This is a genomic window from Streptomyces sp. CNH287 (assembly GCF_000424825.1).
On record NZ_KE384251.1, the window covers coordinates 697,898 to 717,222 of the forward strand.

The window sequence follows — 19,325 nt, forward strand, 5'->3', positions numbered from 1 at the left end:
AAATCCCCTCTACCGTGTGAGGGTGAGCAGCAGTGGCCTCATCTACGCAGTCATCGTCGGGGCCTGGGCCGCCTACTTGGTGCCGATGTGGCTCCGCAGGCAGGACGAACTGAACGAAGCCCGTCCGACGGAGCGCTTCAGCACCGCCATCCGGCTTCTCTCCGGCAAGGCGGCGATGGAGCGCCGGTACGCGAGGGACGCCGAGCGGCGCGACGCGCAGGACCCGGACTTCCCGGGGGCGGGCACCGGCGAAGAGGCCGCGGGCCCTGGCGATGACGACGCGGACACGAGTGACCCGGGCGCAGCGGCCGACGACGCGGTCGACGTCCGGGCCTTCGCCGAGCCCCGGACCATGATCCGGCAGCCCTCCGAGGCGTACACCGAGCCGCACGGCCGCCCCGCCGCCCCGGACCGCGCGAGTGCCGAGCGGGCCGACGCGGAGCGCGCGGAAGCCGAGCGGGCCGACGCGGAGCGCAACAAGCGTGCCCGCGTGCTGGCCCGCCGCCGCCGCACCACGATGCTCCTCTTCCTCGCCTTCACCTGCGGCGCGATCGTCGCCGCCGTCGGCGGGCTCGCCTTCCTGTGGGCGCCGGCCGCACCGGCCGCCCTGCTCAGCGCGTACATCGTGCATCTGCGTACCCAGGAGCGCCGCCGCTTCGCGTTCACGATGGACCGGCGCCGTGCGGAGGAGGCGGCGCAGCGGCTGCGCGAGCGCGGCCCCCGCGCGGCCCCCGCCGTACGGGAGGCCGTCCCGGAGCCCGCCCCCGAGCCGGAACCCGCGGCGCGGACGGTCGCCGCCGTGTCCGCCGTGCCCACGACGGCCGCCGTCGCGCCGTCCGCGCCCTCGCCGGGCCCGGTGGCGGTGCCGTCGGCGGACCGCCGCGCGCTCGTCGAGCAGACCGACCACGCCGAGTGGGTCGACCAGGAGCGCGGCCGGGTCCACGAGCAGGCGGAGGGCGAGGGCTGGGACCCGGTGCCGGTGCCGCTGCCGACGTACGTCAGCGCCCCCGTCGCCCCGCGCACCGCGCGCGGCGTGGACCTGGACGCCCCGGACACCTGGAGTTCCGCCCGCTCCAGCACGGCGGGTGCGGCGACGGACGCCCAGACCACCGCGGACGCCTCGACGCCGACCCCGGCCCGCGAGCGCTCCCGCACCCCGCTCTTCGATCAGTACGCCGACGAGGACCGCCCCCGCGCCGCCAACGAATGACGCCCCCTGTCAGGGCCGCCGCGACGGACGCCGTGACCAGCGCCGGAACGGATTTCCACCGCACCCGACCGGGATGCTAAAGTTTCGTCCGTCGCAGGGGCCTGTGGCGCAGCTGGTAGCGCACCTCGTTCGCAACGAGGGGGTCAGGGGTTCGAATCCCCTCAGGTCCACCCCATGACTGTTCTTGAGTTCGCTCAGGAAGAGTGGTGCACAAGATCCCGTTCGATCAGGTTGATCGGGCGGGATTTTTGGTGCCTCCGTGCGCGGATTGCTGCGGCGTTCTCTTCGCCGCCTCGCCCGGGCGGCTCGGCCGCGCACCCGCCGGGTCACGGACCTCAGCGCCGGGCTTCGGTGCGTACGTGCGCGCGCATGCCCTGTGCGTCGAACAGGATGAGCAGTTCGACCGCCGCGCCGTCGGCGCTGCCCAGCCAGTGCGGCAGCGCCGTGTCGAACTCGGCGGCCTCGCCGGGCGGCAGCGTCAGGTCGCGCTCGCCGAGCACCAGCCGCAGGCGTCCGCTGAGCACGTACAGCCACTCCGAGCCCTCGTGGGTCTGCGGGGTCGGTGCCGGTGGTGCCTGCGGGGCCGGGATGATCATCTTGAACGCCTGCACGCCGCCCGCCCGCCGGAACAGCGGCACGAAGACCATCCCGAACCGCCGGACCGGCTTCAGGTGGATGCGCGGGTCGCCGGTGGGCGGGGCGCCGACGAGGTCGTCCAGCGGGACGTCGTACGTACGGGCCAGCGGCAGCAGCAACTCCAGGGTCGCCCGGCGCCGCCCGCTCTCCAGGCGGGACAGGGTGCTCTCCGAGATCCCGGTCGCCGCCGCGATGTCGGCGAGGGTGGCGCCGCCGGCGCGTCGCAGCGCGCGCAGGCGCGGTCCCACCGTGCCGAGTACGTCTTCCGTTCCGCGGTCCATGCGCCCACCTTGCCAGAACGGCAAGATTTCGTGCCGGATGGCGGCGCGACTGGCAAGACTGGGGTCCCCCGACAGAAGGAGCTCCGATGAGTACACCCGATGCGCTCGCGTTCTGGGACGGCGTCTACGCGGCCCGCTCGGCCGCCACCGATCCGCGGCCGAACGTCCGCCTGGCCGAGACGGTCGCGGGGCTGCCGCCCGGCGACGCGCTGGACCTCGGCTGCGGCGAGGGCGGCGACGCGCTGTGGCTCGCCCGCCAGGGCTGGCGCGTCACCGCCGTCGACCTCTCGGCCGTGGCGGTCGAGCGGCTCGCCGGACTCGCCCGTGCGCACGGACTGGACGGCCGGGTCGACACCGAGCGGCACGACCTGCACGAGTCCTTCCCACAGGGCGCCTTCGACCTGGTCTGCGCCCACTACCTGCACACCCCCGCCGAGTGGGACAGGGCCGCCGCCCTGCGCCGGGCCGCGCACGCGCTGCGTCCGGGCGGGCGGCTCCTCGTCGTCGACCACGGTTCGACCGCGCCGTGGTCGTGGAACCAGGGTTCCGGCGTCCGGTACCCGACGCCGCGGGAGGTTGCCGACGGCCTCGCGCTGGACCCGGAGACATGGCGGGTCGAGCGGACGGACGCGCCCCGCCGGGTCGCGACCGGGCCGGACGGGCGTACCGCCGAGGTCACCGACCACGTCCTGCTCATCCGCCGCACCGCCTGACCCGGCGAGGATCGAGCAGCGCTGCCGCGAAGGAGGCCCCCTTGTCCACCCCCGCCACTCCCGCCACCCCCGCCACTCCCGCCACCTCCACCACTCCCGCCATCTCCAAGCCCGCCGCTTCACGGCGGCGCAGCCGCGGTGACACCCCGCCGCCCCGCACTGGCGGCAGCGAGACCGAGGTCCTGCGCGGCTTCCTCGACTACCTGCGGGCCTCCGTCGCCGCGAAGGTCGAGGGCGCCCCCGAACCGCAGGTCCGCACCGCCGCGGTGCCCTCGGGCACGAACCTGCTCGGGCTGCTGCACCACCTCACCTGCGTGGAGCGCGCGACGTTCCTCGGGGACGAAGTCAGCGACTGGCAGGCGACGTTCCGGGCCGTACCCGAGGAGAGCGTGGCCGAGGTCGTCGCCCGGTACCGCAGCACGGTCGAGCGCGCGAACGAGGTGCTCGACGGCTGCGCGGCCCCCGGAGACTCCGGCGACCGCGGCGGTCCTGCCGACCTCGGCGAGCCCGTCCCCCGGCCACGGCCGGGACGCGCGGCCCCCAGCGTCCGCTGGGCGCTCACCCACCTGATCGAGGAGACCGGCCGCCACGCGGGCCACGCCGACATCCTCCGCGAGCTGATCGACGGCGCGACCGGGCGCTGACCCGCCCCGTGCGCGGGCACGGCTCAGACCTGTTCGAAGTGGAACGCTTTGATGAAGCAGTCGCGCGGCTGGGCGACGGCGAAGAGGACGCACTCCACGAGTGAGTGCGCGGTGAGGGCGTCCGCGGCCTCGCGGGGGGTCGTGTCCCACTCCTCGGAGAGTGGGTCGGCGTTGTCGAAGTCGGGCGGGTAGAGCGAGATCACCCGGACCCCCTGAGGGCGCAGGCGCTTGGAGAGGATCTCGGTGAACCCCGCCTGGGCGCTCTTGGCCGCGTAGAAGGCGTCGTGCGCGTCCGACCTGTGGTGGCCCGGTGTGCCGCACGCCGAGACCATCGTCACGACGTCGGGCCTCTCCGAGTTGAGCAGGAGGGGGAGGAAGCTCTTCGTGGTCAGGACCGTGCCGGTGGCGCCGGAGGCGAGGGTGTCCGCGACGTCGGCGTCGGTCGCGGACAGCAGGTCGGGGCCGTGAAGGTAGCGAGAACCGTTGTTGATGAGCACGTCGACCCGGTCCGTGCGTTCCGCGACGCCGGCGGCGAAGTCGCGGATCGCGGCCGGGTCCGTCAGGTCGCAGGCGAAGGCGTGCGCCCGCGGATTGCCGCGGTCGGTGATCTCGTCGCGGACGCGTTGGGCGGCGGCGAGTTCGCGTGCCGAGAGGAAGACCTCGGCGCCGAGGTCCGCGAGGCGGAGGGCCAGGGTCCGTCCGAAGTCGCGGCCCGCGGCCGAGATGACGACGCGGTGGTCTTCCCAGCTCATGCTGACGCTCCTGGTACGTGGATCGGTTGGTGCGGGGCGGCGGCCGACCTTACCGAGCCCGGAATATTAGCTGGTCACCGCCACCGGTGGAGGTACATACTGCGAGGATGGAACCGGTGACTCTCGAGACCGACCGTCTCGTGCTTCGAGCCTTCACGTCCGCGGACGTGGACGCGGTGTACGACGCATGCCAGGACGAAGGCATCCAGTTCTACACGCCGGTGCCGGTGCCGTACGAGCGCGGGGACGCGGAGAAGTACGTCGGCGAGAGCGCGCCGACGGGCTGGGCCACGGACAAGAACTACAGTCTGGGCGCCTTCCGCAAGGACAGCGGCGCGCTGGTCGGGTCGTACTCCCTGTTCGTGATCATGCCGGGCGTGTACGAACTCGGCTACTGGGCGGTCAAGGAGCAGCGCGGCCGGGGCTACTCGGTGGAGGCCGCTCGCGCGCTGTGCGAGTGGGGCTGGGCCACTCTCGAGGTGCACCGCATCGAGTGGTGGGCCATGGCCGGGAACACGGGCTCGCTCGCCGTTGCCGAGAAGCTCGGCTTCACGCTCGAGGGGACTCTGCGCAACCGCGGGATCGCCAAGGACGGCAAGCCGCACGACTGGTGGGTGGGCGGCCTGCTCAGGCCCTGAGCGGGAGCGTGACCCACCGCCCGCTGCCGTTCTCGGGCGCGGTACGCGGATACGCGGATACGCCGCCGAGGCAGCGTGACGTTCGGGGCTCCCGGACCGATGAGTTTTTCCGTGCCACGGTGTCCAAGACTGGGGACGTTCGCGTCCCCCGTGTCCGTGCGGCGGAATCGGTCATGGCGGCCGAGGGAAGCGTGGTGCTTGATGAAGCTGGTTGTGCAGGAGTTCCTGACACTTGACGGAGTGTCCCAGGGGCCTGGGGCCCCGGACGAGGACACCAGCGGGGGGTTCACCCGGGGCGGCTGGTTCGTGCCGCACCTGGACGAGGAGTTCGAACGGCTGGCCACCGCCTGGCTCGGCGAGGCGGACGCGTTCCTGTTCGGCCGGCGTACCTACGAGAACTTCGCGCGCGACTGGCCGGGCATGACCGACCACCCCTCGGCCCACATCCTGAACGGCCTCCCGAAGTACGTGGCCTCCCACAGCCTCACCAAGGCCGAGTGGAACCCGACGACGATCCTGAACGGCGACGTCCCCGCCCAGGTCGCCGAAGTGAAGCGGCAGCCGGGCCGGGACCTTCAGGTCCACGGCAGCTCCCAGCTGGCCCAGTCCCTGCTGGCCGCGGGCCTGGTCGACGAACTGCGCCTGGCCATCGCACCGGTCGTGGTGGGCCAGGGCCGACGCCTGTTCCCGGACGGGGGCGCGCCGGTGGGCCTGCGGCTCGCCAGCCAGCAGACGACCCTGGGCGGGCTCTCGGTGCACATCTTCACGGCGGCGGGACTCCCCGAGTACGGGACGTACGGGGCCGACGTCTGAGGCGGTGTCGCGGAGCCGGGCCGAACCGCGTGAGGTCGGCCCGGCCCGGCTCCGTGGGTCAGGGGGTGGGGTCGGGGCCGGTCGAGGGCAGGTAGCGGGGGGCTCGCCAGGCGTCGAGACGGCGTTCCACCGCCGCGCCCAGGGAGAGGAGCCGGGCGTCCTGCTGGTCACCGGCCATCAGGAGCAGGCCGACGGGCAGTTCCTCCACGGACCCGGCGGGCACCGACAGCGACGGGTATCCGGCGACGGCCGCGGGGGTGGAGGAGGGGATCACGTCGTTGTCGCCGCGGGCGCAGTCGGTGGTCCAGGCGGGCGGGTTGGTCGGGGCGGCGATGGCGTCCAGCCGGTGGGTGGCCATGGTCTCGTCGATGGAGAGCCGGGAGAGCTTCGTCAGCTCGGCGCGCATGGCGCGGTATTCCGGGTCGGTGGTGGGGGGAGCCGCGAGGGCCTGCTCGAACAGCTCCTGGCCGGCGAAGCAGGTCTGCTCCTCCGGGTGGGTGCGGTTGAACTCGATCAGCTCGGCGAGGTCCCGGGGCCCGTCCCGGGTGGCGAGGTAGGCGTCGATGTCCCGGTGGAACTCGCTCAGCAGCGCCGGGAACTCCAGCTCGGCGAGCCGGTCCTGGTGCGGGGGAGTGACCTCGACGACCTTGGCCCCCGCCTGCCGCAGCTGTGCCGCCGTACGCATCATCACGGCGTCCACCTCCGGGCCGAGCGAGGGCAGCCGCCACAGGCCGATCCGCTTGCCGCGCAGACTGGTGGGGTCGGCGGTGTCACCGCCGCTGAGCACCGAGAGGGTGAGCGCGGTGTCCGTCACGTTGCGCGCCATGGGGCCGGCGGTGTCCTGCTCGGCGGAGATGGGCACCACGCCGTCCTGGCTGACCAGCCCGAGGCTGGGCTTGTGGCCCACCACGCCGTTCATCCCGGCCGGGCACACGATCGAGCCGTCCGTCTCGGTGCCGATCGCCACCTGCGACAGCGACGCGGCCAGCGCGGCGCCCGAACCGGAGGAGGAACCGCACGGATTCCGGTCCAGCACGTACGGGTTGCGAGTCTGGCCGCCTACCGCCGACCACCCCGAGGTGGGCTTCGCGGCACGGAAGTTCGCCCACTCGGACAGGTTGGTCTTGCCGAGGATCACCGCCCCCGCGTCCCGCAGCCTGGTCACCAGGGCGGCATCGTCGGCCGGGGGCTTTCCGGCCAGCGCCTGGGACCCGGCCGTCGTCGGCATGTCCCGGGTGTCCACGTTGTCCTTGAGCAGGACGGGGATGCCGTCGAGCGGGCCACGGGTGGTGCCACGCCGGTGCCGGGCGTCGCTGGCCGCGGCCTGCCGCAGGGCTGTCGGGTCGGTGCGCAGCACGGCATTGATCTTGGGGTCGACGGCTTTGATCCGCCACAGGTAGGCACGGGTCAGCGCCTGCGAGGTCAGCGAGCCGTCCTCCATGCGGGACTGAAGCTCGGGGATCGTCACCGTGTCGAGGTCGACGCCCAGTTTCGGCGGCGGGCCCGTCGGCGGCGAGGAGCCGTCGGCGCCGGACTCGGCGGACTCCGCGCCCGAACTCGGTGCGCCGGACAGAAGGGACCCCGCGACGAGGGCGGCGATCAGCATGGCAGCACTTCTCTTCCTCATGGGGGTCAGCGGACTATGCGACGGGTGTTCGGCGCAAGGGTGCCTGGAGCCGACGGGGCGCGTGGCGCGCCGGAGCCGGGGCGGCGGGGCCTGTGGCCTGCGGGGCCGGTGCTTCGCGCCGGACCCGATAGCTTGCGGCTATGGCGGGAGGCGATCACGGGGGCGGCTCGCGGACCGAGAGGTACTCGCCGCCCGGGCGGTACGCCGACTGCGGACCACGCGAACGGGACGCCGCGCGCGGTGGCCATGCCTGGGCCGCCCATCAGCTGGACCCCTGGACCCCTGGACGTCGCGCACGTCGCGGGACGTGGCGAGTCGATGCGCGTTGCCACGCGTCGACGCGGGGCCGCGCGGGCGATGCGGTGCGGCCGGAGGAGGTCAGGTGCCCGGAGGGTGCGGCCGGGAGGCGACCAGGGCCACCAGGAGCGGTATGACCCGGCCGGGCGGCACCTCGTACCGGCCGCGGCCCGCCGTGTGCAGCCAGCCGACGGACGTCAACTGCCGCACATGGTGGTAGATCTGGCCCGTCGTGCCGAGATCCTCCAGGGCCGCCAGCTCCGCGACGGTCTGCCGCCCGCCCAGGACCTCCCGCAGCAGCCGCATCCGCACGGCGTGCCCGAGCGCCGCGAACGACTCGGCGGCCTCCGTCCAGTCCGCCTCCAGCAGGGCGTCCGCGGGCATGCCGTACTGCCATTCGTAGGTCTGGCGCGCGTCGTCCCCCTCGGACGGAGCGTCCGCTCCGTGCACGGGCAGCCGGACCGAGCCTGTGAACAGCACGCCGCCCGCTGACGGCCCGCTCCCGGCCAGCTCGGCCCGCAGGCCCTCCAGCGCCCAGAAGTCGGAGACGGCGCCCGGCGCCGCCGCGCGGCTGCGCGCGGTCTTCTCCGGCTGCTCTGCCAACTCCAGTGCGGCCAGCCGCTTTTCGAGCGCGGTGAGGCGCTTCTCCAGTTCCATGACTCGGATGTTACGTAGGTACGTAATCTCTGACAACCCCTGTGGGGAAGCGGCTGCCGTCCCCCGGCTGCGTCCCCCGGAAGGCGGCTATCCCCAGTTGACGTCCGCCACCTGCCGGGTGGCGAGGTTGACCCGGTTCCACATGTTGACCGTCGCGATCGAGAGGAGAAGACCGCCCAGCTGCATCGTGTTGAAGTGGCGCTCGGCCTCGTTCCACGTCGCGTCCGGCACCGCGTCCGGCTGGTCGGTGATCCGGGTGACGGCCTCGGCGAGTGCGAGCGCGGCGCGTTCGGACCCGCTGAAGAAGGGCCGCTCCCGCCAGGTGGAGACGGCGAAGATGCGCTCGTCGCTCTCGCCCGCCCCCTTCAGCTCGGTCGCGTGCATGTGGACGCACACGCTGCAGTTGTTGATCTGGCTGGTGCGCAGGTGGGCGAGGTAGTGCGTGGTGGCGGGTACGCCGGTGCGCTGGGCGGACGTCCCTAACGCGCGAAGGGCTTCCATGGCGCCGGGAACGAGCACGGCGGGATTGGTCATGCGTGCCTGCATGATCGGTCTCCTTCGGTAGCCTTCGGGTGGGGTGAGCCTTTACCGTTCGAGTGAGCTGCCAGCGGGCCGGTCAGCCGGGCAGTCACAGGGGATCTCGGGAGTCGTCGAGCGTTCAGGGCGTCCGTCCTTCACAGCACCGACGGAATTCGACGGAGGTTTGTGACGGATGGACCGGGACGAGTTTTTGGCGGAGCGCTTCGAGGCCGAGCGCGGCGGACTGCGGGCGGTGGCCTACCGCATGCTCGGCTCGCTCAGCGAGGCGGAGGACGCCGTCCAGGAGGCCTGGATCAGGCTCCAGCGTGCCGACACCGGCGGCGTGGAGAACCTGGGCGCCTGGCTGACGACGGTGGTCGGCCGGATCTGCCTGGACATGCTGCGGCTGCGCACCTCCCGGCGCGAGGAGCCGCTGGAAGTGCACCTGCCGGACCCGCTGGTCCGGCGGCTGGAGGAGGCCGACCCCGAGCAGGCGGCGCTGCTGACGGACTCGGTCGGCCTCGCGCTGCTCGTCGTACTGGACACGCTGCCGCCCGCCGAGCGCCTCGCGTTCGTCCTGCACGACATGTTCGCCGTGCCGTTCGACGACATCGCCCCCCTCGTGGACCGCAACCCCTCGGCGGCGCGGCAGCTCGCGAGCCGTGCGCGTCGGCGGGTGCAGCGTGCGGCGACGCCCGACGCCGACCTGGGCCGTCAGCGCCAGGTGGTGGAGGCGTTCCTCGCCGCCGCGCGGGGCGGGGACTTCGACGGTCTGGTCGAACTGCTCGACCCGGACATCGTGCTGCGGGTCGACATCGGCGCGGGCGGTGTGCCGGGCGGGGTCTCCCAGCTCATCCGGGGCGCGGCGGAAGTAGCCCGGCAGAACGTCACGTTCGGCCGGCAGGCCGCGCGCCACGGGCGGCCGGTGCTGGTCAACGGGGCAGTGGGCGTCCTCACCGTGCACGGGGGCACGGCGTTCGCGGTCATGGCACTCACCGTCCGGGACGGGCGGATCGCTGAGATCAACCTCCTGGCCGACGTTGCCCGCCTCCAGCGGCTGGACCTGCCGGATCTGGACACCCCGGATCTGGACACCCCGGATCTGGACACCCCGACCCGGGATACCCCCGCCTCGGGGCGCCGGGCCTGACGCGGGGGCCGTAGGACCCTTCACGCGAGGGGGCGGTGGGCCTGCGGCGTGCGCCGGGCAGGCCGACCGCCCCAGCCTTCAGGCAGCCCGGAGGTCAGGCAGCCCTGCCTCGGACCGCCGGGCTCAGCCCGCGTACACCCACGGCGTGGTGGTGGTCAGGGCGGTGAAGCCGAGGCGGTGCAGGATCGGGCGGCTCTGGTCCGACGCGTCGACCTGGAGATAGCGGAAGCCGCGCTCGGCCGCGATCCGGGCCCGGACGGCGACCAGGGCACGGTAGATGCCCCGGCCACGCCACTCGGCCAGGGTGCCGCCGCCCCACAGGCCCGCGAAGTCCGTACCCGGGTAGGTCTCCATCCGCGCCGCGCAGACCGGGACCTCACCGGCCATGGCGACGATGGCGGTCAGCGTGTCCGGTGCCTCGGTGAGCTGGTGGAGCAGCTGCTCCTTGAGCGGGGAGCGGTCCGGCCCGAACGCCTGGTCGTGCACCGTGACCATGAGGTCGACGTCCGCCGGGTCGGTCACGTGGTGCAGGCGGACGCCCTCGGGCAGTTCGACCGCGGTGGGCAGCTCCGCGACCGGGGCGACCATGAGCGTCTCGTCCGGCTCCGGCGTGAAACCGGCGGTACGGAGCCGGTCCGCGAGGTCGAACGGGCGGTCGTGCGCGTACAGCTTCCACTCGAACTCCCGCCGCAGCGAGGTGAAGTGCTCGATCTGCGCGGCGATGGCCGCGTCCGCCGTCTCCTCCCGCAGGTCCGACCAGATGACACCGCTCCAGCCCTCCCCGCCTCCCGGGTCCGCCTCGGGGCCCTCTCCGCTGCCGCCGGACGAGCCGCCGATCTGTCGCACCACATCGGCGCCCCGCTCGACCTTCCCTCCGGAGCCGAAGGAGGGAGCGTCCCGTCGCATCTGGCGATCGAAGGCGGCCAGAACCGCGTCACTGTCCATCCGGTCAGTCCAACACCGTGCGGCGGACGCGGCAATGGGAATTCCGCCGATGTCGGGCGGCGGACATCAGCCACAACGTCAGGTGAACACGGCATGCCGGGCCACACCGCGGCCAGGCCGGCCTGCCTCCCTCCGGTGTCCCGGGCGGGCCTGGGTCAGGCGAGGAGCCGCGCCGCGACCGCCTTCGCCCGGTACATCGGCTCGGTGCTCCGCTCGCGGGCTGCGGTGACCGTGGCACCGTCCATGAGCAGTACGAACTGGTCGGACAGCGGCGTGCTGTCGCGGTGTCCGGCGTCGCGCAGCAGGGTGGCGACGAAGTCGGCGACCGCGCGTTTGTGCGCGCGGGCGAGGGTGTGCACCGGACTCTCGGGGTCCGCGTACTCCACGGTTGCGTTGAGGAACGCGCAGCCGCGGAAGTCGCCCCGTGTGCCGTCCTCCGCGAGCGCGTCGAAGACGGTCAGCGGGCCGCCGCCGCGCTCGGCGACCGCGGCGGCCAGCCATTCCCGCCAGGTGCGGTCGCGGTCCCTGAGCACCTCGGTGACGAGTTCGTCCTTGCTGCCGAAGTGGCGGTAGAAGGACGCGCGGCCTACTCCGGAGGCGGACAGCAGCGATTCCACGCCGACCGCGTGGATGCCCTCCGCGAAGAAGAGCTGCTTGGCCGTCTCCAGGAGGCGGTCGCGGGCGTGGGTCGGCATGTGTCCACGGTAGTCGATGTTGACGGCAAACGGAAACGATCGGTACCGTTTCGAAAAATGGTACCGATCGGTTCCGAAATGGATCGACGGTTGCACGGCGCGGAGGCACGTACGTGGACGCAGAACCCTTGGACAAGACCCGGAACACATCCCGAGGTGAGGACCCCGGCACGGCGGACGACGATCAGGACTCCACCGACCGCTCCGACCGGCGCTCCGGAGGCGCGGGCGCCCGCGGGAGCGTGCTGGCGCTGGGCTTCGCCACCTTCGCCGTCGGCACCGACGAGTTCGTGCTCGCCGGAATGCTCCCGCTGCTCAGCGACGATCTGGACGTGTCGGTGGCCGCCGCCGGACAGGTGGTGACCGTCTTCGCCCTCACCTGCGCCGTCCTGGCACCGATCCTGGCCACGGCTCTGGCCGGACTCGCCCGCCGTGCCGTACTGCTCGCCGCGCTCCTGATCTATCTCCTCGGCAACATCGCCACCGCCCTCGCCCCCGGCTTCGGCTGGCTGCTGGCGGCACAGGCCGTCGCGGCGGCGGGCGCCGGGCTGTTCGTGCCGACCGCCGCAGTCACGGCCGCGGCCCTCGTGCCGAAGGACCGGCAGGGGCGGGCCATCGCCGCCGTCACCACCGGCTTCACCGCCGCCACCGCGCTGGGCGCCCCGCTGGGCACCGTCCTGGGCGGTGCGCTGGGCTGGCGCGCGACCATGTGGTTCGTCGCCGGGCTGGGCGTACTCGGTGTGCTGGGCGTACGCGCCCTGGTGCCCGCCCGGGTCCCCACGCCGCCGCCCGCCGGGCTCCGGCAGCGGCTGCGTCCGCTGCGCGAACCGCGGGTGCTCGCGCTGGTGGGTGCGACGCTCATCGGATTCACCGCGGTCTACATCCCGTACACCTACCTGGCCGTGGTCTTCGAGCCCGCCACCGGCGGCGGTGCGGGCCGGCTGGCGCTGCTGCTGTTCGTCCTGGGCGTCGTCGGCACGCTCGGCAACATGGCCGCGGGCGTGGTCGCCGACCGGTTCGGCGGACGGCGGGTGGTCGCCGGTGCGCTCGTCTGGCTGGTCGCCAGCCTGCTGGTGATGCCGACGCTGGTCGGCGGCCTCACCTCCGGCATCATCATGATCGTCGTCTACGGGGCCGCCGCGTTCGCCCTGACCACACCGCAGCAGCACCGGCTGATCACGCTCGACCCGCCCTCCGCCCCGGTACTGGTGGCGCTGAACGCCGCGGTGCTCTACCTGGCGATCTCGCTGTCCGGCCTGCTGGGCGGGGTGGGCATCGGCTGGACAGGCGGGTGGACACTGCCGTACTTCGCGGCCGGGCTGGCCGTGGTCGCGCTGCTGCTGTCCGAGTGGGCGCACCGGCTCAGCCTTTCCGGCGCCGCGGATACGGCCGACACGGCCGATGCGGGGGATGCGGCAGCTACGGGGGATGCCGGGGATACGGCGGGCCTGGCGGGGTGAGTCGCGGCACTTGCTGTGTCCCACGCAGGTCGTGTCGCTTTACGAGCGCTCTGAGCCTCGCCGCTGTGTCGCGTTTCCGTGAGCCGTCTTGTTCCTTGCCCGACTCTTCGAGTGGATCAAGCCACGAAGGGCGAGCGGGTGGATGAGGCGGTCCGGCGCCGATCCCGAACGTGACTATACGTTTGCGGAACACCAGTGGGGATATGGTCCCGGCCCGGCACGGCCGGCCCAGTAGCGACTGAACGCCGCCTCTCCCGCGGCCCGTTGCCGTCATGAGTCGGCATCGGCGCGTGAGACGAGGTCGGCGATGCGGGCCCACATCTGCGGCGGGTTGGAGTACATCGGGAAGTGGGCGCAGTGCTCGATCTCGGCGAGTTCGACGCCGCCGTCGGCCAGGGTGGGGAGATAGGACAGGGTGTCGTTCTGCTCCCCGTACATGAACATCTTCGGTGCGGGGAGTCCGAGAAACCGGTCGAGTAGCTTGCCGTGGTCCGAGAGGTCGACCATGGACTCGAAGATGGCCCGGACCGCTCCGGCCCGGACCTTGTGGGGAAGGCTCGACGCGTACAGGGCACCACCGTAGAAGCGTGACCCGCCGACGCGTTCGGCGAAGCGGGCCAGGAACGCGTCGGGATCGTCATGCGAGTGGGTGACGATCTGTCGGCTGAGGAAGCAGTCCTCGGGTGCGACGTTGCCTTCGATGTTGGTGAAGCTCGCGACCCTGCCGGGGTCGCCGTCGGCGAGCACGAGTGCGGTCAGACCACCCATCGAGTGCCCCACGACGTGGAACCGGTCGATCTGCCGTGCCTTGAGGACCTGTTCGGCGACGGAGACGAAGAAGGGGATGGAGAGGGCGCCGAGGTCCGCACAGGCGCTGGCGCCGCAGCCGGGCGCGTCGTAGGCCAGGACGGGGCGGTCGGCGAGCCGGTCCTGCTGGACGATGTCCGCGTAGTCCTCCTTGGTCGAGCCGAAGCCGTGGAGGAACACCAGGGGCGTGCCGGTGCCGCCGCGGCAGAGGCCGGACACCTCGACGCGGGTTCCGCCGAGGGTGAGGGGGAGCGTGAAACGTTCGAGCTTCCTGATGGGGCTCATCGGGCCTCCTCCATCTGTCGTACCGCCGGCTCGTGCTCGGCGGGCCCGAGGGCGGTCCGCAGCCGCTCGATGGCGGTGATCAGTTTGTCGTCGTCCACGGCGAAGCACACCCGGATGCGTCCGGGAGCGCTGAACGCCTCGCCGGGTACGACCGCGAGATGGGCGGTATCGAGGAGCCACGTGGCGAGGTCGGCGCTGCTGGACCCTCCGCGGCTGCGGAGGAGCCCGCTGACGTCGGGGAAGGCGAACATGCCGCCGTCGGGCAGCGGGCAGTCGATGCCCTCGATCCCGTTCAGCGCCTTCACCAGCAGTGCGCGCCGGCGCCGGTAGTCGCTCGCGGCTTCGATGGGGGTGCGGGTGTCGCCCAGGGCGGCGAGGGCGGCCCGCTGGTTGACCGTCGGGACGTGAGTGATGGTGCGGGACACGTGCAGCCGCGCCGAGGCGATGATCTCCGGCGGGGCCGCGAGCCAGCCGACGCGCCAGCCGGTCATGGCGTGTTCCTTGGACACCCCGCCCACGACGACGGTAAGGCCGCGCAATTGCGGAGCCACCCGCAGGATCGACTGGTAGGTCCCGGTGTAGTCGAACGCCCGGTAGATGTCGTCACTGATGACCCAGATGCCGTGCTGCTGCGCCCAGTCGGCGATCTGCCGCAGCCGGGACTCGGGGTAGACGGCGCCGGTGGGGTTGCCCGGGCTGGAGAGGATCACAGCCCGGGTGCGCGGGGTGCGGTAGCGGTCGAGTGCGTCGGCCGAGAGCCGGAACTCCTCGTCGGTGGCGACCGTGACGGCTATGCCGCCGGCCGCGGTGACGACCTCGGCGTGCCCGGGCCAGCCGGGTGCGGCGACCAGGACCTCGTCGCCGGCGTCGATCAGGGCCTCGGTGGCGAGGAAAAGGGCGTGCTTCGCGCCGAGGGCGATCTGTATGTCGCGCGCGCTCCAGGGGAGCCCGGTGTCGCCGGAGACCACGGTGGCGACGAGCGCGCGCAGAGCGGGGTAGCCCTGGGCCGTTCCGTAGTGGTGGGTGGCGGGGTCGCGGACCGCGGCCACGGCGGCCTCCACGACGACGGCACTGCTGGCCGCCTGGGGTTCCCCGGCGGCGAGCGTGATGACGTCCGCGCCCTGGGCACGCAGCGCTTCAGCCTTGGCGGCCACGGCGAAGATCGGGTTGTCCGTCATCGGTGTCGTCACCGCCCGGCAGCTTCGAAGTTGTTGTACAGGTCGAGGGTGCTGCGGCCTTCCCGCAACTGCTTCATCAGCTCGTTCTCGTGGGCCACGCGCGCGTCGGCGCGATCGAGGCTCCGCTGGGTTTCGGAGGCGGGAAGCGCCACGACTCCGTCGACGTCCCCCACGACGAGGTCGCCGGTGTGGACCGTGACGCCACCGACCTTGACGGGACGCCCGAAAACGCCGCGGAAGTCCTTGCGGGTACCGAGGATCGCGTTGTCGCGCGAGAAGACCGGGAAGCCGAGCGCTTCGGTCTCCGCCGCGTCACGGACGCCACCGTCGATGAGCAGGCCCACGATCCCGCGCTGCTGGGCGGCCACCGTGAGGATCTCGCCCCAGTGGCCGAAGCGGGCGCCGCCGAGGTCGGCGACCAGGACCGACCCGGGCGGGGCCTGCAGTACGGCGTGATGCAGGGCGAGGTTGTCGCCGCCGGCGCCCTGCACGGTGAACGCCGGGCCGCACAGCCGGGCACCGGCCCACAGAGACCGGATCTCCGGGGACAGGGCCACGGCGAGTCCGGACGCCTCGGACAGGGTCGCGCTGGAGTGGCCGCGGGCGAGGTCGTTCGTGCTCACGAGGGGGCCTTCCGGGTCTGGAGCGAGTGGTAGCCGTGCCGCCTACGCGCCTCGGTGAGCGTGGCGCCGGCGCGGACGGCCTCGACGATGGCGTCTTCGACGCGGTCGATACGGCGGGCGATGTCCGCGACCTCGTCCCAGCCTTCGGCCGGGACGGCCACAGCGCCGTCGTCGTCGGCCACGAGGATGTCGCCGGGGTGGATGAGGACGCCGTCGATGGTGACGGGTGTCTGGACCGCGGCCACCCGGACGCGGTCCTTGCCGGTGCGCATGAACCGGGAGGCCGACCAGATCGGGTAGCCGGCGGCGGTCGCGACGGCGACGTCACGGCAGGTGCCGTGGATGACCGTGCCCGCGATGCCGCGCTCGTGGGCGGTCTGGCTCATGATGCCGCCCCACACCGTGCAGTCGGTGCGGCCGGCGTTGTCGATCAGGATCACCGCGCCGGCGGGGACATCGTCGAGGAAGTCGCCCACCGTGCCGCCGGTCTCGTCGACCGGCTCGTAGGTGACGGTGAAGACCGGCCCGACCACCCGCTGGCCCTGACGCAGCGCGCCGATGCCGTGGAGGGAACCGGGGAGGCCGAGCGAGTCGAGGGCGTCGGAGACCGACGCGGTGGACGGGTCGGTGGCGAGGTTCGAGGTGGCGGTGGGGTCACTCACCGTACCGACTCCTCCTCTCCGGCGAGGCGGGCGTCGTGCATGGCCTGGGAGAGGGGCGCGCCCGCGCGCACCTCGTCCGCGATGGCGCGCTCCCGGGCGACGATCGTGGTGGCAATCTCCGCCACTTCCTCTGCCCGGTCCCGCGGGACGACGACGAGACCGGTTTCGTCGGCGAGGACGACGTCACCCTGCTCGACGGTGAGTCCGTCGACGCTGACCGGCTCGCCGATGGAACGCTGCTGCAACCTGCCCCGGGCCGTGGCCGGGATCGACCCCCGCGAGAACACCGGGAAACCCAGTTCGCGGGCCTCCGCCACGTCTCGGCACACGCCGTTGGCGACGACACCGCGAACACCACGCTGGGCCGCGCCCAGGCTCAGGATGCCGCCCCAGCACGACACGTCGGTACGGCCCTGGTTGTCGACGACGATCACGCTCTGGTCGTCCGAACCCTCGACGGCCGTGGTGGCGATGTGGGCTCCGGCAGGGCCTTCGGTGCACGGTTCGAGCCCCACGGTGACGGCGAATCCTACGACGGCCGCGGGGCCCCACACCGGACGGATGTCGCCGACTCCGGGGGGAAGCCCGAGCTGGTCGAGCGCGTCGCTGACTGCGGCTGAGTCGAGCGCCGCGAAGCGGTCCAGGAGAGATGAGTTGCTCATGGCTTCCACTTCAACAGCCACCAGATATATTCGGAAGGTCTGATTTCCTCTATCAGTAAGAGGCTGTGCGAATCATGGTCGAGATCCGGCAGGCCCGGTACTTCGTCGCGGTCGCCGAAGAACTCCACTTCGGCCGTGCGGCGCAGCGGCTGCAGATGTCCCAGCCACCGCTGTCCCAGGCGATCAAGCAGCTTGAACAGCAGCTCGGCTGTGAACTGCTGCACCGCACCCAGAGGTCGGTGGCCCTCAGCCCCGCCGGAGCCGTGTTCCTGGACCACTGCCGCGCCCTGATCCGGCACGCCGAGGAAGCGGAAGCCGCCGCCCGGCAGGCCGCCACCGGGCGCGGCGGACGACTGAGCCTGGGGGCCGTCGCGTCGGCCTTCTCCTGGCCCCTGCCGCTTGTGCTGGAGCGGTTCCACCAGGCCCTGCCGGACGTCGAGATCCGCACCCAGGAGATCGACACCCACGAGGCCGCGGCGGGGCTTCTCGACCGCTCGCTCGACTGGGCGATCGTGCGTCAGACCGCCCCGGTGCGAGGCACCACGGCGACCTCTCTCTTCGCCGACCGGTTCGTCGCAGCCCTGCCGGTCCGCCACCTCGCCGCCGACGCCACCGGCCCGCTGGATCTGGCCGACCTCGCGGGCGACCCGTGGGTGTGGCTGCACCGCCATATCTCGCCCGACTACCACGACGCCATGGCGACCATGTGCCGGACCGCAGGATTCAGCCCTGTCCCGGCCCACTGGGCGCGGTCGGTGACCTCACAGATCGCCATGGTCGAGTGCGGACTCGGCGTCACCGTCGTACCCGCCGCGGCGTCCACATCCCGCCCCGCCGTCAGGTTCAGACCGCTCCGTCGCGCGACGGTGACCATCGAACTCACCGCCATGACGAGATCCAGCCCCGGCGCACTGGCCGAACGCCTCACCGCCATAGCGACACAACTGACCACGGGGTAGGCACTGCGGAGCCCGCTGCCCGGGTTCAGCCCGTGGCCCCACGATGCGACTTCAGGGTGGTTGGAGATGGGCTGGTCAGCCCCGGGGACTGCCCCAGTCGGCGGTGATCTCCTGTGCCGCGTCCCGCAGGAAGGTCAGGAAGACCTCGGTCAGGGGGGTGAGCGAGGTGTCGGACATGGTGACCGCGTGGAGTTCGCGGTGCAGGCGGGGCCCGGCGATATCGCGGTGGGCGACGCCGGGGAGCCGGGTCAGGGCCAGGCGGGAGGGAGACCAGGGCGACGCTGATGCCGGTGCCGACGAGGGCCTGGGCGACGGCGTGCTCGTCATCCTCGGCATTGGCACCCTCCGCACCGCTTGCAAGGCTCCGGACGTGGAGTCGCCCGCTGTGGAAACCGAAGGGTGCGGGCGGTGGCGCGCCGCCTGTCTCGCCGGGCTCGGAACCGCCCTCGGCAACCCAAAGGCGGGCATGTTCGCCGTTTCCGTGTTGCCCCAGTTGGTCACCCCCGACGGCCCGGTGCTGCTCACCAGCCTTGCTCTCGGCGTGCTCTGGACCGCGATCAACGTCGGCTGGTACCTGCTCTTCACCTGGGCTGTCGGTCGGGGCGCCACCTTCTTCTCCCGGCCCGCCGTGCGCCGGGGGCTGAGTATCGGTACGGGCACGGTTCTGGTCCTGCTCGGCGTGGGCGTCGCCGCAGGGGTATGAGCCGCCGGCGTGGAGCGACCAGGAGCAGTCCTGCGGACGTGTGCCACGGTCGAGTACGGCTCCAGACGTCGTCGGGGCCGCCCTGGGCGGGAAACACTCCATGAGTGTTCCTCCAGACAGCGCTCACACAGCTCCTGGGAGACGCCACCCAGAGTCGTAATGCCTTCCTCTGTAAGCCAGTTGAACCACTCGATGTAATTGCCGAGGAAGCCGTAGAGGGTTCGAGCGGAGCGCGCAGCCCGATGAGCACAGGCATCTGCTCGCGGATGAGCGGATGTTGGGCCACATCCCAGGACTCCCAGCCTGTGGCGGAAAAGCTGATCAGTTGCATGCATCGGAGGCTGGATATTCGACACGCCCTGAACGCCGCAGACTTCGTGGGATCACTCGTACGCGTTCCATGCGGAAT

The 19,325-nt window shown here is 72.4% G+C and carries 22 protein-coding genes and 1 tRNA gene; 10 read left to right on the top strand and 13 right to left on the bottom strand.

Annotation, left to right across the window (positions count from 1 at the left end; all coding sequences use genetic code 11):
• Window positions 1–22 precede the first annotated feature (22 nt).
• Complete coding sequence (sepX, locus tag H299_RS0126960) at window positions 23–1,210, top strand: divisome protein SepX/GlpR (protein ID WP_027750953.1); 1,188 nt, start codon at window positions 23–25, stop codon at window positions 1,208–1,210.
• Between the two features lie 97 nt (window positions 1,211–1,307).
• Window positions 1,308–1,380 (top strand) — tRNA-Ala (locus H299_RS0126965).
• Window positions 1,381–1,545: 165 nt separating this feature from the next.
• Here H299_RS0126965 and H299_RS0126970 read toward each other — a convergent pair.
• Window positions 1,546–2,127 (bottom strand): XRE family transcriptional regulator, encoded by a 582-nt coding sequence (locus H299_RS0126970; RefSeq protein WP_027750954.1) that lies wholly within the window; start codon window positions 2,125–2,127, stop codon window positions 1,546–1,548.
• A gap of 86 nt (window positions 2,128–2,213) precedes the next feature.
• Here H299_RS0126970 and H299_RS0126975 point away from each other — a divergent pair, with 86 nt between their 5' ends.
• Both H299_RS0126975 and H299_RS0126980 read left to right on the top strand, forming a co-directional pair.
• The gene (locus H299_RS0126975; RefSeq protein WP_027750955.1) at window positions 2,214–2,840 is read left to right on the top strand and encodes a methyltransferase domain-containing protein; all 627 of its coding nucleotides are present in this window, start codon (window positions 2,214–2,216) and stop codon (window positions 2,838–2,840) included.
• A gap of 101 nt (window positions 2,841–2,941) precedes the next feature.
• Window positions 2,942–3,484, top strand: a complete 543-nt coding sequence (locus H299_RS0126980) for a DinB family protein (RefSeq protein ID WP_027750956.1) — start codon at window positions 2,942–2,944, stop codon at window positions 3,482–3,484.
• A gap of 23 nt (window positions 3,485–3,507) precedes the next feature.
• Here the strand turns inward: H299_RS0126980 and H299_RS0126985 are convergent, their stop codons facing one another.
• Complete coding sequence (locus H299_RS0126985; RefSeq protein ID WP_027750957.1) at window positions 3,508–4,236, bottom strand: SDR family oxidoreductase; 729 nt, start codon at window positions 4,234–4,236, stop codon at window positions 3,508–3,510.
• A 107-nt stretch (window positions 4,237–4,343) separates the two neighbouring features.
• On the opposite strand from H299_RS0126985, the gene H299_RS0126990 reads away from it, so the two are divergent.
• Both H299_RS0126990 and H299_RS0126995 read left to right on the top strand, forming a co-directional pair.
• Window positions 4,344–4,874 carry a GNAT family N-acetyltransferase gene (locus tag H299_RS0126990; RefSeq protein WP_027750958.1) on the top strand — a complete coding sequence of 177 codons (531 nt, stop codon included), beginning with the start codon at window positions 4,344–4,346 and terminating at the stop codon, window positions 4,872–4,874.
• Between the two features lie 201 nt (window positions 4,875–5,075).
• Window positions 5,076–5,687: a dihydrofolate reductase family protein gene (locus tag H299_RS0126995; protein ID WP_027750959.1), complete on the top strand. Its 612-nt coding sequence runs from the start codon at window positions 5,076–5,078 to the stop codon at window positions 5,685–5,687.
• A gap of 58 nt (window positions 5,688–5,745) precedes the next feature.
• On the opposite strand, the gene H299_RS0127000 is transcribed toward H299_RS0126995, so the two are convergent.
• The 3 genes from H299_RS0127000 to H299_RS0127010 all read right to left on the bottom strand — a co-directional run bounded on the left by H299_RS0127000 (window position 5,746) and on the right by H299_RS0127010 (window position 8,814).
• A complete protein-coding gene (locus H299_RS0127000; protein WP_027750960.1) occupies window positions 5,746–7,314 on the bottom strand; it encodes an amidase in 1,569 nt (522 codons plus the stop codon).
• A 378-nt stretch (window positions 7,315–7,692) separates the two neighbouring features.
• Complete coding sequence (locus H299_RS0127005; RefSeq protein ID WP_027750961.1) at window positions 7,693–8,268, bottom strand: winged helix-turn-helix domain-containing protein; 576 nt, start codon at window positions 8,266–8,268, stop codon at window positions 7,693–7,695.
• An 87-nt stretch (window positions 8,269–8,355) separates the two neighbouring features.
• On the bottom strand, window positions 8,356–8,814 hold the full coding sequence (locus H299_RS0127010) for a carboxymuconolactone decarboxylase family protein (protein ID WP_027750962.1): 459 nt from the start codon (window positions 8,812–8,814) through the stop codon (window positions 8,356–8,358).
• Window positions 8,815–8,980: 166 nt separating this feature from the next.
• Here H299_RS0127010 and H299_RS36515 point away from each other — a divergent pair, with 166 nt between their 5' ends.
• Entirely contained in the window at window positions 8,981–9,937 is a 957-nt protein-coding gene (locus tag H299_RS36515; protein WP_078513067.1) for a sigma-70 family RNA polymerase sigma factor, read from the top strand.
• A gap of 123 nt (window positions 9,938–10,060) precedes the next feature.
• Here H299_RS36515 and H299_RS0127020 read toward each other — a convergent pair whose 3' ends face one another.
• Both H299_RS0127020 and H299_RS0127025 read right to left on the bottom strand, forming a co-directional pair.
• The gene (locus tag H299_RS0127020; RefSeq protein WP_027750963.1) at window positions 10,061–10,882 is read right to left on the bottom strand and encodes a GNAT family N-acetyltransferase; all 822 of its coding nucleotides are present in this window, start codon (window positions 10,880–10,882) and stop codon (window positions 10,061–10,063) included.
• A 155-nt stretch (window positions 10,883–11,037) separates the two neighbouring features.
• Complete coding sequence (locus H299_RS0127025) at window positions 11,038–11,577, bottom strand: TetR/AcrR family transcriptional regulator (protein ID WP_027750964.1); 540 nt, start codon at window positions 11,575–11,577, stop codon at window positions 11,038–11,040.
• A gap of 113 nt (window positions 11,578–11,690) precedes the next feature.
• Here H299_RS0127025 and H299_RS36520 point away from each other — a divergent pair, with 113 nt between their 5' ends.
• Window positions 11,691–13,037, top strand: coding sequence for an MFS transporter (locus H299_RS36520; RefSeq protein ID WP_486587436.1), 1,347 nt, complete (start codon window positions 11,691–11,693; stop codon window positions 13,035–13,037).
• 270 nt (window positions 13,038–13,307) lie between these two features.
• Here the strand turns inward: H299_RS36520 and H299_RS0127035 are convergent, their stop codons facing one another.
• From H299_RS0127035 to H299_RS0127055, 5 genes are read right to left on the bottom strand one after another with little or no spacing between them, the layout of a single operon-like run.
• Complete coding sequence (locus tag H299_RS0127035; RefSeq protein WP_027750965.1) at window positions 13,308–14,129, bottom strand: alpha/beta fold hydrolase; 822 nt, start codon at window positions 14,127–14,129, stop codon at window positions 13,308–13,310.
• Window positions 14,126–15,319: an aminotransferase class I/II-fold pyridoxal phosphate-dependent enzyme gene (locus H299_RS36525; protein ID WP_158692394.1), complete on the bottom strand. Its 1,194-nt coding sequence runs from the start codon at window positions 15,317–15,319 to the stop codon at window positions 14,126–14,128. Before H299_RS36525 ends, H299_RS0127035 begins: the two co-directional genes overlap by 4 nt.
• On the bottom strand, window positions 15,316–15,930 hold the full coding sequence (locus H299_RS0127045) for an RraA family protein (RefSeq protein ID WP_027750966.1): 615 nt from the start codon (window positions 15,928–15,930) through the stop codon (window positions 15,316–15,318). Before H299_RS0127045 ends, H299_RS36525 begins: the two co-directional genes overlap by 4 nt.
• The gene (locus H299_RS0127050; RefSeq protein ID WP_027750967.1) at window positions 15,927–16,592 is read right to left on the bottom strand and encodes an RraA family protein; all 666 of its coding nucleotides are present in this window, start codon (window positions 16,590–16,592) and stop codon (window positions 15,927–15,929) included. Before H299_RS0127050 ends, H299_RS0127045 begins: the two co-directional genes overlap by 4 nt.
• Window positions 16,589–17,254, bottom strand: coding sequence for an RraA family protein (locus tag H299_RS0127055; protein ID WP_037760635.1), 666 nt, complete (start codon window positions 17,252–17,254; stop codon window positions 16,589–16,591). The genes H299_RS0127050 and H299_RS0127055 overlap by 4 nt, the downstream gene beginning before the upstream one ends.
• A 74-nt stretch (window positions 17,255–17,328) precedes the next feature.
• On the opposite strand from H299_RS0127055, the gene H299_RS0127060 reads away from it, so the two are divergent.
• A complete protein-coding gene (locus H299_RS0127060; RefSeq protein WP_027750969.1) occupies window positions 17,329–18,213 on the top strand; it encodes a LysR substrate-binding domain-containing protein in 885 nt (294 codons plus the stop codon).
• A gap of 75 nt (window positions 18,214–18,288) precedes the next feature.
• Here the strand turns inward: H299_RS0127060 and H299_RS39740 are convergent, their stop codons facing one another.
• Entirely contained in the window at window positions 18,289–18,540 is a 252-nt protein-coding gene (locus H299_RS39740) for a type 2 periplasmic-binding domain-containing protein (protein ID WP_158692395.1), read from the bottom strand.
• Between the two features lie 43 nt (window positions 18,541–18,583).
• On the opposite strand from H299_RS39740, the gene H299_RS39745 reads away from it, so the two are divergent.
• The gene (locus tag H299_RS39745) at window positions 18,584–18,916 is read left to right on the top strand and encodes a LysE family translocator (RefSeq protein ID WP_486587455.1); all 333 of its coding nucleotides are present in this window, start codon (window positions 18,584–18,586) and stop codon (window positions 18,914–18,916) included.
• Window positions 18,917–19,325 lie beyond the last annotated feature (409 nt).

Excerpts from the sequence above, each read along its gene's own strand:
- H299_RS0127000 (WP_027750960.1), bottom strand. The coding sequence starts at position 7,314 with ATGAGGAAGAGAAGTGCTGCCATGCTGATCGCCGCCCTCGTCGCGGGG.
- H299_RS0127035 (WP_027750965.1), bottom strand. The coding sequence starts at position 14,129 with ATGAGCCCCATCAGGAAGCTCGAACGTTTCACGCTCCCCCTCACCCTC.
- H299_RS36515 (WP_078513067.1), top strand. The coding sequence starts at position 8,981 with ATGGACCGGGACGAGTTTTTGGCGGAGCGCTTCGAGGCCGAGCGCGGC.
- H299_RS0126975 (WP_027750955.1), top strand. The coding sequence starts at position 2,214 with ATGAGTACACCCGATGCGCTCGCGTTCTGGGACGGCGTCTACGCGGCC.
- H299_RS0127055 (WP_037760635.1), bottom strand. The coding sequence starts at position 17,254 with ATGAGCAACTCATCTCTCCTGGACCGCTTCGCGGCGCTCGACTCAGCC.
- H299_RS0126985 (WP_027750957.1), bottom strand. The coding sequence starts at position 4,236 with ATGAGCTGGGAAGACCACCGCGTCGTCATCTCGGCCGCGGGCCGCGAC.
- H299_RS0127020 (WP_027750963.1), bottom strand. The coding sequence starts at position 10,882 with ATGGACAGTGACGCGGTTCTGGCCGCCTTCGATCGCCAGATGCGACGG.
- H299_RS0126995 (WP_027750959.1), top strand. The coding sequence starts at position 5,076 with ATGAAGCTGGTTGTGCAGGAGTTCCTGACACTTGACGGAGTGTCCCAG.
- H299_RS39740 (WP_158692395.1), bottom strand. The coding sequence starts at position 18,540 with ATGACGAGCACGCCGTCGCCCAGGCCCTCGTCGGCACCGGCATCAGCG.
- H299_RS0126970 (WP_027750954.1), bottom strand. The coding sequence starts at position 2,127 with ATGGACCGCGGAACGGAAGACGTACTCGGCACGGTGGGACCGCGCCTG.
- H299_RS0127010 (WP_027750962.1), bottom strand. The coding sequence starts at position 8,814 with ATGCAGGCACGCATGACCAATCCCGCCGTGCTCGTTCCCGGCGCCATG.
- H299_RS0127060 (WP_027750969.1), top strand. The coding sequence starts at position 17,329 with ATGGTCGAGATCCGGCAGGCCCGGTACTTCGTCGCGGTCGCCGAAGAA.
- H299_RS0126990 (WP_027750958.1), top strand. The coding sequence starts at position 4,344 with ATGGAACCGGTGACTCTCGAGACCGACCGTCTCGTGCTTCGAGCCTTC.
- H299_RS0127025 (WP_027750964.1), bottom strand. The coding sequence starts at position 11,577 with ATGCCGACCCACGCCCGCGACCGCCTCCTGGAGACGGCCAAGCAGCTC.
- H299_RS0127005 (WP_027750961.1), bottom strand. The coding sequence starts at position 8,268 with ATGGAACTGGAGAAGCGCCTCACCGCGCTCGAAAAGCGGCTGGCCGCA.